Source organism: Salibacterium lacus (assembly GCF_042684865.1).
Taxonomy (GTDB): Bacteria; Bacillota; Bacilli; order Bacillales; family Marinococcaceae; genus Salibacterium; species Salibacterium lacus.
In genome coordinates, this window is sequence record NZ_JBHUML010000002.1 from 1,288,026 (window position 1) to 1,302,286 (window position 14,261).

General features: G+C 48.0%; 13 protein-coding genes. 4 read left to right on the forward strand and 9 right to left on the reverse strand.

Annotated elements, in window-relative coordinates:
* Positions 1–11 precede the first annotated feature (11 nt).
* Positions 12–3,344: a DNA polymerase III subunit alpha gene (gene dnaE / locus ACFSUB_RS07375; RefSeq protein ID WP_380712542.1), complete on the reverse strand. Its 3,333-nt coding sequence runs from the start codon at positions 3,342–3,344 to the stop codon at positions 12–14.
* Between the two features lie 142 nt (positions 3,345–3,486).
* On the opposite strand from dnaE, the gene ACFSUB_RS07380 reads away from it, so the two are divergent.
* On the forward strand, positions 3,487–3,822 hold the full coding sequence (locus ACFSUB_RS07380; RefSeq protein WP_090927504.1) for a YtrH family sporulation protein: 336 nt from the start codon (positions 3,487–3,489) through the stop codon (positions 3,820–3,822).
* Positions 3,819–4,406: a sporulation membrane protein YtrI gene (ytrI, locus tag ACFSUB_RS07385; protein ID WP_380712543.1), complete on the forward strand. Its 588-nt coding sequence runs from the start codon at positions 3,819–3,821 to the stop codon at positions 4,404–4,406. Before ACFSUB_RS07380 ends, ytrI begins: the two co-directional genes overlap by 4 nt.
* Before the next feature lie 2 nt (positions 4,407–4,408).
* Here ytrI and ACFSUB_RS07390 read toward each other — a convergent pair whose 3' ends face one another.
* Positions 4,409–5,362, reverse strand: a complete 954-nt coding sequence (locus ACFSUB_RS07390; RefSeq protein ID WP_380712544.1) for a DHH family phosphoesterase — start codon at positions 5,360–5,362, stop codon at positions 4,409–4,411.
* An 88-nt stretch (positions 5,363–5,450) separates the two neighbouring features.
* On the opposite strand from ACFSUB_RS07390, the gene ACFSUB_RS07395 reads away from it, so the two are divergent.
* Positions 5,451–5,780: a YtpI family protein gene (locus tag ACFSUB_RS07395; RefSeq protein WP_380712545.1), complete on the forward strand. Its 330-nt coding sequence runs from the start codon at positions 5,451–5,453 to the stop codon at positions 5,778–5,780.
* A gap of 48 nt (positions 5,781–5,828) precedes the next feature.
* Here the strand turns inward: ACFSUB_RS07395 and ACFSUB_RS07400 are convergent, their stop codons facing one another.
* The 4 genes from ACFSUB_RS07400 to ACFSUB_RS07415 form a co-directional block, all read right to left on the reverse strand.
* On the reverse strand, positions 5,829–7,139 hold the full coding sequence (locus ACFSUB_RS07400) for a DRTGG domain-containing protein (RefSeq protein ID WP_380712546.1): 1,311 nt from the start codon (positions 7,137–7,139) through the stop codon (positions 5,829–5,831).
* Between the two features lie 225 nt (positions 7,140–7,364).
* On the reverse strand, positions 7,365–8,045 hold the full coding sequence (locus ACFSUB_RS07405) for a metal-dependent hydrolase (protein ID WP_380713206.1): 681 nt from the start codon (positions 8,043–8,045) through the stop codon (positions 7,365–7,367).
* An 85-nt stretch (positions 8,046–8,130) separates the two neighbouring features.
* Positions 8,131–8,508, reverse strand: coding sequence for a hypothetical protein (locus ACFSUB_RS07410; protein ID WP_380712547.1), 378 nt, complete (start codon positions 8,506–8,508; stop codon positions 8,131–8,133).
* 56 nt (positions 8,509–8,564) lie between these two features.
* Entirely contained in the window at positions 8,565–9,323 is a 759-nt protein-coding gene (locus ACFSUB_RS07415; RefSeq protein WP_380712548.1) for an SDR family oxidoreductase, read from the reverse strand.
* Positions 9,324–9,469: 146 nt separating this feature from the next.
* On the opposite strand from ACFSUB_RS07415, the gene ACFSUB_RS07420 reads away from it, so the two are divergent.
* Positions 9,470–9,904, forward strand: a complete 435-nt coding sequence (locus ACFSUB_RS07420) for a universal stress protein (RefSeq protein WP_380712549.1) — start codon at positions 9,470–9,472, stop codon at positions 9,902–9,904.
* Between the two features lie 74 nt (positions 9,905–9,978).
* On the opposite strand, the gene argH is transcribed toward ACFSUB_RS07420, so the two are convergent.
* The 3 genes from argH to ACFSUB_RS07435 all read right to left on the reverse strand — a co-directional run bounded on the left by argH (position 9,979) and on the right by ACFSUB_RS07435 (position 14,101).
* Entirely contained in the window at positions 9,979–11,358 is a 1,380-nt protein-coding gene (gene argH, locus ACFSUB_RS07425) for an argininosuccinate lyase (RefSeq protein ID WP_380713207.1), read from the reverse strand.
* Positions 11,355–12,560: an argininosuccinate synthase gene (locus ACFSUB_RS07430; protein ID WP_380712550.1), complete on the reverse strand. Its 1,206-nt coding sequence runs from the start codon at positions 12,558–12,560 to the stop codon at positions 11,355–11,357. Before ACFSUB_RS07430 ends, argH begins: the two co-directional genes overlap by 4 nt.
* Before the next feature lie 350 nt (positions 12,561–12,910).
* Positions 12,911–14,101: an acetate/propionate family kinase gene (locus tag ACFSUB_RS07435; protein WP_380712551.1), complete on the reverse strand. Its 1,191-nt coding sequence runs from the start codon at positions 14,099–14,101 to the stop codon at positions 12,911–12,913.
* Between the last annotated feature and the right edge of the window lie 160 nt (positions 14,102–14,261).

Genomic DNA, 14,261 nt, shown 5'->3' on the forward strand with positions numbered 1-14,261 from the left:
GAATAACTTGTTCACCCTCTGTGTTTTTTCAACACTACAAATTCTTCAGGAAGAACAGTCTTCAAATCTTTCAGCAGAGCGTCTTTCTCAGAGACCCGGTATTTGTCCGAAAGCCGGACAGCTGTTTCCTCATTTTCATAATACAGGCAGACAATTGTCCCCCCGGGATGCCGTTTTACAATATCCTTGATTTTTTTTGCTTTCTGCACATCGCCCTCACGGCTTTTGAGTTTCAAATAAAGAACATCATCCGCTGTTTGATACAGTTCTTCAAGATCCAGCACTTCATCGACGAGAAGTTTGTTTTCCTCCGCTTTCTGATCCGGGCGGCCGCGGATTAAAATTGGCCGCTGTTCCTCCAGCAGGCTGCGTGAGTTCCGGTATACATCAGGGAAAAATACAGTTTCCATCGACCCTGTGCCATCGGTCAAACCGGCAAAGGCCATCGACTGCCCCTGTCTTGTACGGATGTTTTTGACTTCCTCCACGATTCCTGCTGCCCAGACGTCCCTTTTCTTTCCGGGAAGTCCTTTATGAAAAGGAACCGGTTCAAAGGGTGCAAGAACTTGTTCGTATTTATGAAGCGGATGGCCGGTCAGGTAAAAGCCGGCTGCTTCTTTTTCAGCTTCATAGTTCTCCAGTTCCGTGAAGGGCGGGATGTCTACAAATCGGAAATCCATTTCACCTTCCGGCAGAAGAGCCCCTATATCTTTTTGAAAGGCTGCATATTCCATTGCTCTGTCCAGCGAAGCAAGCAGCACGGCCCGGTCCATGCCAAAATCATCAAAAGCACCGGCTTTGATCAGCATTTCAAGCGGACGGCGCCTCAACACTTCCGGGTCCATTCTCATTAAAAAGTCGATAAAGCCTCTGTATTTTCCGTGTCTGCGCTCCTCTGTGAGCCTTCGTGCCATGTCTGCGTTCATATTCTTAACCGGCAGAAGTCCAAAGCGGATGGAACGGGAAAACGCCTGAAAGACAGCTGTGCTTTCATTGACAGATGGAGGGAGAACGGCTATATCTTTTTGCACAGCCTCCCTGATGTATTCCCCCATTTTGTCCGGATTTCCAGCGTGAAGAGTGAGAAGGGAAGCAAAAAAATGAGCGGGATAGTGAGCTTTCAGATACGCAAGCTGATAGGCAATGAAACTATAGGCCGCTGCGTGAGATCGGTTAAACCCGTAATCAGCGAACTTCACAATCAGATCGTATACCGCTGCTGCGATTTGTTCGTCATACCCGCAATTTTGTGCACCTGCGAGAAACCTTGTTCTTTCCTGTTCGAGTACACCGCGGTCTTTTTTGCTCACCGCCCTCCGCAGAAGATCCGATTCACCAAACGTATATCCTGCCATGGTGGAGGCAATCTGCATAATCTGCTCCTGATATACAATCACCCCGTACGTAGGCGCCAGAATATGTTTCAGATCTTCATGAGGGTAATCCGGCTCTGTCTGGTTATTTTTTCTTTCAGCATAGACCGGTATGCTTTCCATTGGTCCCGGACGGTACAGGGCATTGACTGCAGCGATGTCTTCAAACCGGTCCGGCCGGATCTGACGAAGAGCCCGGCGCATACCGACGGATTCAAGCTGGAAAATGCCGGTGGTATCCCCATCTGCCAGCATTGTATACACAGCTTTGTCATCCAGCGGAAGCCGGCGCAGGTCAATGATTTCGTTCTCTTTATAGCGGATGGAGGCTGTCATTCGTTCGAGCAGGCTTAAATTTTTCAAACCAAGAAAATCCATTTTCAAAAGGCCCAGTTCTTCGAGATTATCCATCGCATACTGAGTCAGGAGAATATTTCCGTCTTTTTTCATGAGCGGCACATGATCAAACAATCGGCTGCCGCTCATGACAACTCCCGCGGCATGAACAGAAGTATGCCTCGGCAGCCCCTCAAGCTGTACAGCAAGACGGAATATCGAATAAGCGGTCGATTCTTTTTCCAGCAGGTCGCGCATCATTTGATTTTCATTGTATGTTTTCCTTAGGGAGGTCCCGGGACCTTGCGGGATAAACGAAGCGAGTCTGTCCACAAGAGCCTGCGGTGCCTCGAGAATCCGGCCGGTATCGCGAAGAGCGGCACGTGCGCCGAATGTTCCAAACGTGACGATCTGCGCGACATGCTCCCGCCCGTACGTCCGGGCTGCATAATCTATGACTTCATCGCGGCGGTAATCAGGAAAATCAATATCAATATCCGGCATATTCAAGCGCTCCGGATTCAAAAAACGCTCAAACAGAAGGTTATGGCGGACCGGGTCGACATCGGTGATTTCGAGCACGTAGGAGACAAGACTCCCCGCCGCCGATCCTCTCCCGGGACCAACGAGCATACCCTGTCGTCTTGCAAAATCAACAAAGTCGGCCACAATCAGAAAATAATCCTCAAACCCCATATCATGAATAATCCCTAATTCATGTTCGAGGCGCTCCCGGACATCCTGCTCCGGTTCATTGTAGCGGAGGCGGATTCCTTCATAGCAATGTTCTCTCAACAGAGACTCCGCCGTGTAACCGTCAGGAAGCGGAAAAGAAGGGAGTAGAGACTGGTTAAATTCGATGGTGACGCTGCACCTCTGTGCAATCCGGCTCGTTTCCCGGATGACCTCCGGTTCCTTCTCCAAAAGGCGGCGGATCCCTTCTTCATCGTTCATCCATCCCTGGTGTTTTATCTGCTGTTCTGATACTTCCGGGAGCCTCCGCCCGGTTTCCACCGCCTTGAGAGCAAGAAGCGCTTCCTGTTCTTCAGGCGACGTCATATGTACGTTAAAACCGGCAGCAAGAAGAAGATCTTGTTCTCCGGCCAGCTCTTTCCAGGCCTGTTCCATATCATCTTCCCCCTGTACCGGCTGTCTCTCCATATACATAGGGAGAGTTCCGGCGCGGTCCTTCCATGCCTGGAGAACATCTGCTGCACACGGTTTATCTGCATCCCGGAGAAGAACGGCCGGCTCACTTTCAGCGTAAGGAAACACAACAACAGCGTTTTCGAGAACAGCGGTCATTCTATCGAGTGTGACCGTCTCCTCCGTCTGTTTTACGGTCGACAGGCGCATCAGCTCGCGGTACCCGCTGTTATTCTCTGCGAGGAGCAGCACCGGGTAACTTCCGCTGCGTTTTATCCCTTCCACCCACAGTTCCATTCCGATAATTGGTTTAATACCGGCTTTTACGCACTTTTTATAAAAAGGAACCACGCCATGCATCGCATTTTTGTCCGTTATGGCGAGTGCGTGCATCCCTGCTTCTGAAGCCTGCTCGATAAGCGTGTCCATCCGGGCTGTACTCTCCAGGAGACTGTATTCGGTATGAATATGTAAATGTACAAACTCCATATCCACCAGCTCCTTTTTATTCCTTCTCCTATTAAGTATGAACAGCTTTTCCAAGGAAAACAAGCATATCCTCTTCGTTCATTTCTTATATTTATACTATAGACGATGCGGCGCTTGTCAACAGAAAGGAGATGCACAGAAAATGGGCAGGGATTTTGCAGGGACACTTGTTATGGATTTTTTTGTCGCTTTCGGTGTTATTATCGGCGGTTCTCTGATAGGAGGGATGGGAGCGCTTCTTATAGGAAAACCACCGCTTTCCACGATTCATGATCTCGCTTCGGGACTGAAAATCTGGGCTCTGGTTGCGGCCATCGGCGGCACGTTTGATGCCATCACATCGCTTGAAAGAGGCCTTTTTGCCGGCACCCACGCCGACATGTATAAAACCATTGCCATGATATGCGCAGCACTGGGCGGTGCCAACACCGGCACCTTGATTATTCAATGGATTACCCAGGAACAGATCTCTTCATGAGGATTCCTCCCTATTACAGGAGACCGGGATGGCAGCGTTTTTTTGCCGGCGCCGTAATCGGCGGCCTCGGAGGATGGGCTTTTTTCCTATTTCAGTTCGGGGCCGTTCATGAAGAACTGGTCATTGAAATAAATAAGCAGCGGCTTCAAATCGAAGAGCAGGAGGAGCAGATTGAAGTCCTTCGAAGCGAGGAACGCCGCCGCAATCAGGAAAATGAACAGAAGCTTACCATTCAGGACATTGAGCTTCTTTTCACGAATGAAAAAAGCACGGAATTGAATGAACTGGCTCTCTATGAGTTAAAGCAGCAGGCGGAAAACGAAGTGAAATTTTTAGACGGAAAAAACATTGAAAGTGTTGTCGAAGGGAAAGAATTAATAAAAAAAGCGGTGGAAAACAAGCGGTACGAAACCGGGGACAACGAATTCCGGCTCACCATCCGTGAAATGCACATTTACACTACTCTGGAACTTCATTTAAAAATTCTTCCCCCGGAACAGGAAACGTCATCATTGCGCCTTGAAATGGAACATGGGCTGTCCCGGTCTTCAAGTGACTTTCCATCCGGAGGAATCTATACATGACATTAAGCCTCGTAATTCCGGCACGCCTCTTTCAGCTCCTGAATGACCGCCTGCACTTCCTGTTCATCCACAGCTTTTGCTCCGGAGGCCATTGGATGTCCTCCACCATCATGAGCTGCTGCGATATGGTGAATGGCAGGACCTTTGGAACGGAGCCGGACACGGTAATTCTCATCCTGTTCAACAAAAAAGACCCATGCTTTCAGTCCTTTTGTTTCCGAGAACGAATTGACAAGCGCGGAGGACTCATTAATCGATATATCATATCGTTCCAGCATTTCTTTTGTCAAGCGGGCGACACCGACCCCTTCCGGTGACAATTCAAACTGCTGAAGGACTTCTCCTTTCAGGCGGACCAGCTTTTCATCACTTTCATAGAAGCGGGTGAATAACTCTGTTGGATCAAAAGAAAAACGAAGCGCCTCTGCTGCCAGTTCAAGCGTTTGAGGAGTTGTATTGGAAAATTGAAAACGGCCGGTGTCTCCGACAATTCCCGCATACAAAAGGCGGGCCGCTTCTGTTGTCATGTCCCAGCCTTTTTCCTCCCGGGCGCTGAGAAACAGATCGATGATCATCTCGGAGGTGGAACTTGCATTGGTGTTCACCCAGCTGTCCTGTCCGTAGATTTCCACTTCAGGATGGTGGTCAATCTTCACGACGTGATCTGCATCCTTCCACCTTTGCCCATCAATGCGATCCGTGTTCGCCGTATCGCATATAACCGCGAGAAAGGAATCCGATGCGGTCAGCGTCTCTTCTTCTCCCTGCATCTCTGCAAGAAAGGAAAGAGAAGGTTCATCTTCACCGACGGTACATACTGTTTTTTCCGGACAGTTATGCTGAATTAATGCCGCCATCCCGCCCTGGGACCCCAGTGCGTCCGGATCCGGCTTTTCGTGCCGGTAAATGCCGATAACAGAATACCTCTCGATGGTTTGCAATATTGTCTGTTTCATGCTATCTTCCTTTCTGTCAGCTTTCATGTTAAATCGATGTTGTATTTCCTTATAAGAACAACTGACATCAGTCATAGGAGGGAAAAAAGTGACCCCGGTTTTTATCATTATTCTTACGGCAGCCATTGCCATGTATGTCTATTACAAAGTAAAAGCCGTCCGGACAAAAACCCACGCCTACAAAAGATGGGTGCAGGCCAAGGCTAACATCAGTCTCGGGCTCTTTATGGCCGCTTTTGGAGCAAACCTGCTGCAGCTGGTCCGCGGACCTGTGGATATTATTGTAGGTGTCGTTTTTCTTCTCGTCGGCGCCGCCAACATCGTGTTTGGCTGGAGAGCCTTTCGTATACACGGCCCTTATGCCGCAGAAGAGGCTCAAAACCAACGACCGGGCAACCAAAAACAGGGACGTTCTTAAAGGATGCGGGATACCGCACCCTTTTTTTTGCCACGTACGACCTTTACTTTACCGGTCCAGCATTTGTGCCATCATAAGGGCCTTACCGACGATGCCGCCTTCATGATACAATTCCACATCCACTTTACCATGTCTTCTCCCCACTTCAAGCAGTTTCCCTTTCATATCAACCGTGCTTTCAATCTGAACAGGTTTGATAAAATACAGGGTAATATTCTCCACGACAATATCCCCCCGCTTGTACTGACGGAGCAGACGGCTTCCGGTTTCTGTGACAAGTGTCGAAAGAACACCGTAGGATATCATACCGAGGTGATTGGTCATTTGAGGTGTGACGTCGCACTGATAGTGGTAATCGGAATCCGGCCCGGTTTCATGGAACCGGCCGGTGATTAAGTCATCAATAGTCTCCCCGACATGAGGCTGCCGCTGCGTCATCTGCAGTGCTTTGAGCACATCCTGACGGCTGATCACGCCCAGAAGCCGGTTCTGCTCATCTATTACCGGCAGCAGTTCAATACCTTCCCAGACCATCACATGCGCAACAGAGGCGACAGAGGTTCTCTCTTTGACAGTGATAGGATTTTTGGTCATAACCTGTTCAATCGGAACAGTCATATCTGCACCAAGAACGTCTTTGGCAGCTACCATTCCCCGTACTTTCATGTCCCCGTCAATAACAGGATAACGACTGTGGCTGGTACGGCTGTTTATTTCGTGCCACTTTTTCACATCGTTGTCGCTGGAAAGGAAAAGGGTGTCCTGCAGGGGAATCAATATATCGTCAACAAGTACAATTTCCTTCTTGATTAACTGATCATAGATAGCCCGGTTAATCATGGTTGCCACCGTAAATGTATCGTATGTAGTAGAAATCACAGGCATCCCAAGTTCATCGGCCAGCGCAATGACGTTCTCATTGGTATCAAATCCACCGGTTATCAACACTGCCGCCCCGGCTTCAAGCGCCAGCTTATGAACCTGATAGCGGTTGCCGACAATCAAAAGGTTTCCAGGCTCTACGTAACGCATCATAGCCTCAAGCTTCATAGCTCCTATCACAAAGCGGTTCAGCGTTTTATGAAGACCGTTCCTTCCTCCAAGCACCTGCCCGTCTACAATATTAACTACTTCCGCGTACGTCAGCTTTTCAATATTATCTTTTTGTTTCTTTTCAATACGGATGGTGCCGACCCGCTCGATCGTGCTGACAAGCCCCTGATTTTCCGCTTCTTTTATTGCCCGGTAGGCTGTCCCCTCACTGACATTCAGCGATTTGGCCACACGCCGCACCGATATTTTTTCTCCAACACCGAGCTCGGTAATATGCTGCAATATCTGTTCATGTTTTGTCGCCATTCTGTTGTTCACCTCTTCTCCGGCTGAAACTGTATCATTTTTCAGGTAACTCTGTATTACTTTTCATTATACGCAGGCCTTTCCGGGAAAGCAAGATGATTCAACAGCTGACGTTCACAACACAATAATGGAAGCGTTCTATTTATGTAAGAGAATATCTTTCAACATAAAAAAGCTGTTTCAATGGTAACTGCACTTACCTTGAAACAGCTCTTCATCCTTTCGTTACAAATCGATGGATCCGCCGGGCTTCAACGCCTGCCCTTTTACCGGTGAAATCGATTTAACAAAGGCGTCACCGTCCTGGTTTATCAATGGAAACGTGTTGTAATGAACCGGTACGACGTATTCTGGTTTTATCCATTCAACCGCCTTGGCTGCATCAACAGGTCCCATGGTGAAATTATCCCCGATCGGGATGAAAAGAAGATCGATATCATACCGTTCGCCGATCATCTTCATGTCCGAAAACAAACCGGTGTCTCCCATATGGTAGATGGTTTTTCCTTCCGCTTCAAAGATGATTCCGGTCGGCATGCCGGTATAGATCGTTTCTCCGCTTTCTCCCGTGAAGGAGGAACTGTGGAAAGCCTGTGTCATCGATACTCTGCCAAAGTCAAACGTACAGCCTCCGCCAATATTGAGAGGATGCGTCTCAAGACCTTTCGTCCCCAGGTAGGAAGCCAGCTCAACCGGCGCTACAACAAACGCATTGGTTCGTTTTGCTATATCTATTGTATCCCCGACATGATCATCGTGTCCGTGTGTCAGCAGAATAACATCCGGATTCACTTCATCTGCATTTAAATCCGTATTGCCATTACCGGTAATGAAAGGATCAATTAAAATACTTTTTCCATTTGCTTCAAGATGAACCACGGAGTGGCCGTGATATGTTACATTCATCATTCATGCCTCCTTTACTTGATACCGGTAATGGTGTTCCCCTTTTCTTTCGATACTTAAACATCTTTTCGGGAAAGTTTCCGCCCTATTCTTCTTTTTTCCAAAGCCAGGTGTGAAGCTCTCCTTCTTCATCCTGCCATCGCACATCCAGGCGTTCGAGTGGAGGAAGCTCCGTACCGCGGAGCGCTTCAGCCAGCTCTTCTTTCGTCGATTCCGGGGAGATGCCCGTCTGTTCGTACAGTTTCTCGACATGAGGCCGGGCCTTTCTTCCATGCCACGCTCTGCCCTGGGCATGGTATTCGTACGAATCAGGGCTGTTGTATTCCCAGTGAAAATAGGTTCCATCCTCTGTCTCGGCGGTGGCTTGAAAAAGAAACACTTCCTGGAGAGAAGCTGCAGCTGCACTGCTGCTTTCTGCTGCCAGTATGAGAAAGACGGCGGCAGCCGCCCGCAAGCTTTTCATATTCATCACCTCTGCCGGATAGGATGCACAGCAGCTTTCCCTTTTATACCCGGAACTCAACGCCATTTGTGCAGCACATCCACCCCGCCTGTTACTTCCAGTACCGTTCCGGTAATCATATCGGAGTGTTCCTCACATAAAAAAGTAATAGCACGGGCAATATCTCCGCCCGCTGCCGGTCTTCCCACCGGTGTTTTAGGATCCTGCACGCGGCGGGCTTCCGGAATGGAAGCTTCTTTGTAATCTGAGGTGACGACACCCGGACACACCATATTTACCGTGATTCCATTTTCCGCTTCTTCAATCGATACCGTTTTCGTAAGGGAGACAAGTCCGGATTTCGCCGCAGCATAAGCCGAACGATAAATCCACGCCGGGGCATCACCGGCTCCCTGAAATCCATACGTCACAATACGTCCGTACTGCTGATTTCTCATCGTGGGAATAACTTCCCGGAAAAGGTGGAACACCGCAGATAAATTCCCCTGAATCATTTCGTTCCACTCTTCTGTGGAGTAGTCCATTAATTTTTTTCGTTCAAATACATAAGGACCGGCGTTGCATACGAGTACGTCCAGTCTGCCGAACTGTTCAACAGCGGAAGCAGCGAGCTTTTTTATATCTGCCTCTGCTGTCATATCAGCCTGAACAACATGAAGGCGGTCCCGGCAGGACACCCACTCCTGCTGCATCATTTCGGCAGCTTCTACGTCCCGGAAATAACTGACTGTCACCGCGTACCCATCTTGAAGAAACTGCTCAGCTGCTTTCTTTCCAAGTCCTTTCGTTCCCGCTGTAATCAGTACGTGCCTCATCCTGTAAACCTCCTTCAACCTACAGAACTATTATACATGATTCAAAAACACGTGGAAAAAATATCGACGTTTATTTCCAGCAGAGAGAGGGAATGTTATTATAAAATTCAGAATTATCAAGAGTTCTGAATCACAGGAGGGATAGCATGACAACATACAAAAATATCCTCGTTGCTGTAGACGGTTCCAAAGAGTCGAATACTGCGCTGAATAAAGCAGTTAATATGGCTGTCGATCAGCAGGCCGCTCTCATCATTGTTCATATTATCGACACCCGTACCTTCGCGACGATTGAACAGTACGACAGAACAATCGTTTCCCGTGCGGAACAATACGGACAGGAGCTTGTGCAGCAGTACCAGGAAGAAGCAGAAAAAGCTGGAGTGGAAAAGGTGCATACTGTTGTCGATTTTGGCTCACCGCGGGTGAAAATTCCTAAAGATATTGCCAAACAATACGAGGTCGATTTGATTTTGACAGGAGCAACCGGCTTAAATACGGTGGAACGTATTCTAATAGGGAGTGTATCAGAAGCGGTTGCCAGACAGGCATCCTGTGATGTGCTGATTGTCCGCTCCTGATGATTTCTCCGTAACGAAAATCAGCCGCATGGATCTCCATGACGGCTGGTTTGAATGAAACGGAACATACTCCTTTATTTTTCCTGCACTTTGTCCTGCGCCTTTTCTATAGCATGGCGGACCTGGTCGAATCCGGTTCCGCCGGCGCTGTTTCGTCTTGCCACAACGGTGGAGGGCTTCAGCACTTCATAAATATCTTCTTCAAACAGTGTACTGGCTGTTTTGTATTCTTCCATGGAAAGGTCCAGCAGATACATTCCTTTTTCAATACACTTCAGTACAAGTTTCCCGACAACCTCGTGAGCTTCCCGGAATGGAAGACCTTTTGCTGCGAGGTAATCGGCAAGTTCGGTTGCATTGGAAAAGTCCGAGTGAGTCTCTTTTTCCATCACACCGGTATTTACGTTCATCGTTTCAATCATGCCGCTGAAAATCTTCAGTGATCCTTCAAGCGTCGTGACGGTATCAAACATGCCCTCTTTGTCTTCCTGCATATCCTTGTTATAGGCAAGAGGAAGTCCTTTTAAGAGCGTCAGAAGGGACACAAAATTACCGTACACCCGGCCGGTTTTGCCGCGCACGAGCTCTGCCATATCCGGATTTTTCTTCTGCGGCATAATGCTGCTTCCGGTAGCAAACGTATCATCGAGCTCCACAAAGTTGAATTCCTGGCTCGACCATAGAATCAATTCCTCGGAGAAACGGGATAAGTGCATCATAATCATGGACGCCGCGCTCATGAATTCCAGGATAAAATCCCGGTCGCTTACTGCATCCAGGCTGTTCTCGTATACCGCGTCAAAGCCGAGCAGTTCCGCTGCGTATTCCCGGTCAATGGGAAATGTCGTTCCGGCAAGCGCACCGGCTCCGAGCGGAGAAGTGTTCAATCGTTTCAGGCTGTCTTCCAGTCTGGTGTAATCCCGTTCCAGCATCCAGAAATAAGCCATGAGATGATGGGCAAACGATACCGGCTGCGCCCGCTGCAGATGAGTATAACCCGGAATAATTGTTTCGACATGCTGTCCGGCCTGTCCAAGAAGCGCCTGCTGCAGCTGTTTGATATTATCCATGATTTCCTTGGTATGTTTTTTTAAGTAAAGATGCATGTCTGTTGCAATCTGGTCATTACGGCTCCGACCGGTGTGAAGCTTTCCGCCGACCGGACCAATTTCATCAGTGAGCAGCTTCTCCAGATTCAAATGAATATCCTCATTCTGCACGGAGTATTCCAGCTCATCTTTTTCTGCTTTTTCCATCAGCGTGTGAAGCCCCGTTTTTATTGTGGAAGCTTCTTCTTCCGTAAGGATATTACAGTATTCGAGCATCTGGACATGGGCAAGACTGCCTTCGATATCCTCCTGCACCAATTCTTTATCAAAAGGAATGGATGCCCCGAAGGCATCCACCCATTCTTCCGCACTTTTTGTAAATCTTCCGCCCCACAGCTTCATCAGACGTTGACACCGTTTCTCTTAACCATACTATGCACTTTCGTCGGAAGTCCCCATAGATTAATAAATCCAACAGCTGAATGATGGTCGAATTCATCATCGGGGGTATATGTGGCAAGTTTTTCATTGTAAAGAGACAATTCGGATTTTCTTCCTTCCACTATGGCATGCCCTTTAAACAGTTTTACTCTGACAAGACCTGTTACGTTCTGCTGTGTTTCTTTGAGAAATGCTTCCAGACCATCTCTGATTTGTGAGAACCATAGTCCGTCGTAGATAACCTCCGAAAGTTTTTTCTCCATCACCGGTTTGAAGTGCGCCACTTCTTTTGGAAGTGTCAGATCTTCCAGTTCTTTATGTGCCTGAATCAGGGTCATGGCACCCGGGCACTCATAAACTTCCCGCGACTTAATCCCAACCATTCTATTTTCCACATGGTCAATTCTTCCGACACCATGTTTTCCGGCAGTACGGTTCAATTCCTGAATCAAATCGTCCAGTTCATACGTCGTACCGTTCAGGGCAACAGGTTTACCCTGCTGGAATTCTATTTCCACCATATCCGGTTCATCGGGTGTTTTCTCAAGCGGATTGGTCAATTCATACGCGCCTTCCGGCGGAGTAGTCCACGGATCTTCAAGAATTCCACATTCATTGCTTCTTCCCCATAGATTCTGGTCCACAGAATATGGATTATCGAGATCAATCGGAATCGGAATCTCATGCTGCTTTGCATATTCGATTTCTTCATCTCTGGACCAGCCCCAGCTTCTTACCGGAGCAAGAACTTCCAAATCCGGGTTGAGTGCCTGGATGGAAACTTCAAATCTCACCTGGTCGTTACCTTTACCGGTACAGCCGTGAGCTACCGCATCCGCGTTCGTCTGTTCTGCAATTTCGACCAGTTTCTTTGAAATCAGCGGTCTTGAAAGAGCGGAAACGAGTGGATATTTCTGTTCGTATAATGCATGAGCCTGCATAGCCGGCAGTACGAATTCTTCGGCAAATTCTTTTGTTGCATCCACGGTATAGGATTGCACCGCTCCTACCTGCAGCGCCTTATCTTTTACAAACTCAAGATTATTTCCTTCTCCTACATCAAGGCCTACCGCCACTACATCATACCCCTGATCAGTGAGCCACCGGATCGCCACAGATGTGTCAAGTCCTCCGGAATACGCCAAAACAACCTTCTTGTTCGCCATGTTTATGATTCCCTCCATCTTCAGGTGAATATTAATACTGAAGTTATTATTTTTATACATCAATGAGCAAAAATAGGAGAGGCTCCTGCCTCACGATTCATTTATCTGTCATTCTTGTTTAACTGTTATTGATAACTTTAACAAGAGTTTTATGATTTTGCAATACTTATTCATAAAAAAGCATAAAAATTTATCACCCCTCTCTATTGAAAAAATTTCATACTCTATAAAAAAAGACCTTCACACCAGTACTATCCAAATCTTATTCCGTGTTTTTATACGGAATCGGATAAGTGGTGTGCAGGTCTTCAACAATCAGAGTAATACATTTTTATTCAACATCGCATGGTTCAGTCAAAACCAAGTCTCATCGTGTCTCTTGCAATCATTACTTCTTCATTGGTAGGTATAATCAATACTTTTACCGGCGATCCATCCTGGTTAATAAAGGTTTCTTCTCCGCGTTTTTCGTTTTTCGACTCATCCAGATGAATCCCCATAAATTCCAGTCCGCGGATAACGTCCCTGCGGATGGTACTGCTGTTCTCGCCGACGCCTGCCGTGAAAATAACAGCATCCAGCCCATTCATACTTGCAGCATAAGTGCCGATATATTTATGAATACGAGTTGTATAAATGTCGAGTGCTGTGCGGGCTTTCTCATCTCCTGCATTTCTTTTCTGTTCGACATCGCGCAGGTCGCTTGACGCTCCGCTCACACCGAGAAGGCCGCTCTTTTTATTCAGCATCGTAATGATATCTCCGGCGGACTGTCCGGTTTTATCCATCATATATGGAATAAGGGCCGGGTCAATATTTCCGGAACGGGTGCCCATCGTCACGCCGGCAAGAGGAGTGAATCCCATGGACGTATCCACCGAGCGGCCGCCGTCAATGGCGGTGATACTTACACCGTTGCCGATATGGCAGGAAACCAGCTTGAGGTCTTCCTGCGGCTGATCCAGAAGATCTGCCGCCCGCTGTCCCACGTATTTGTGTGACGTCCCGTGAAACCCGTACTTGCGGATGCCGTACTGCTCGTAGTACTCATACGGAACACTGTACATGTATCTTGATTTTGGCATCGTCTGATGAAAGGCAGTATCAAACACTGCCACATCCGGCACATTCGGGAGCATTTCCCGGAAAGCCCGGATTCCGGTCAAATTGGCCGGATTATGAAGCGGAGCCAGTTCACTGACTTCTTCGATGGCTTCCACCACCTCGTCCGTAATTTTGACGGAGTCCGCAAACTTCTCCCCGCCATGTACCACGCGGTGGCCGACTCCTTCTATTTCATCCAGCGATTCTATAATATGGTGATAGGTCAGGCTGTTAAGCAGCTTCTTGACCGCTTCTTCGTGATCGGAAAGAGCAAGTTCTTCCTTGACTTCTTCTTCCCCCCACTCGATTTTCATTTCTGCTCCATCGAGTCCTATTCTTTCCACCTGGCCTTTAGCCGCCAGTTCTTCTTCCGGCATGCGGAGAAGCTGAAACTTCAGCGACGAACTCCCCGCATTTACAGCCATGATCATTGACATGGAAAACGCTCCTTTTACACTTCATTCTCATTTTCACTTTTTTCATTTAAACACCCGGATTTTCAAATTGCAAGGCAGCGGGCGGGTTTGCGCCCATATTCAATACTTTCATCCAATTCAGACTTGTATGCGTTACAAAAGCAGCCGGGTTTCTACCCGG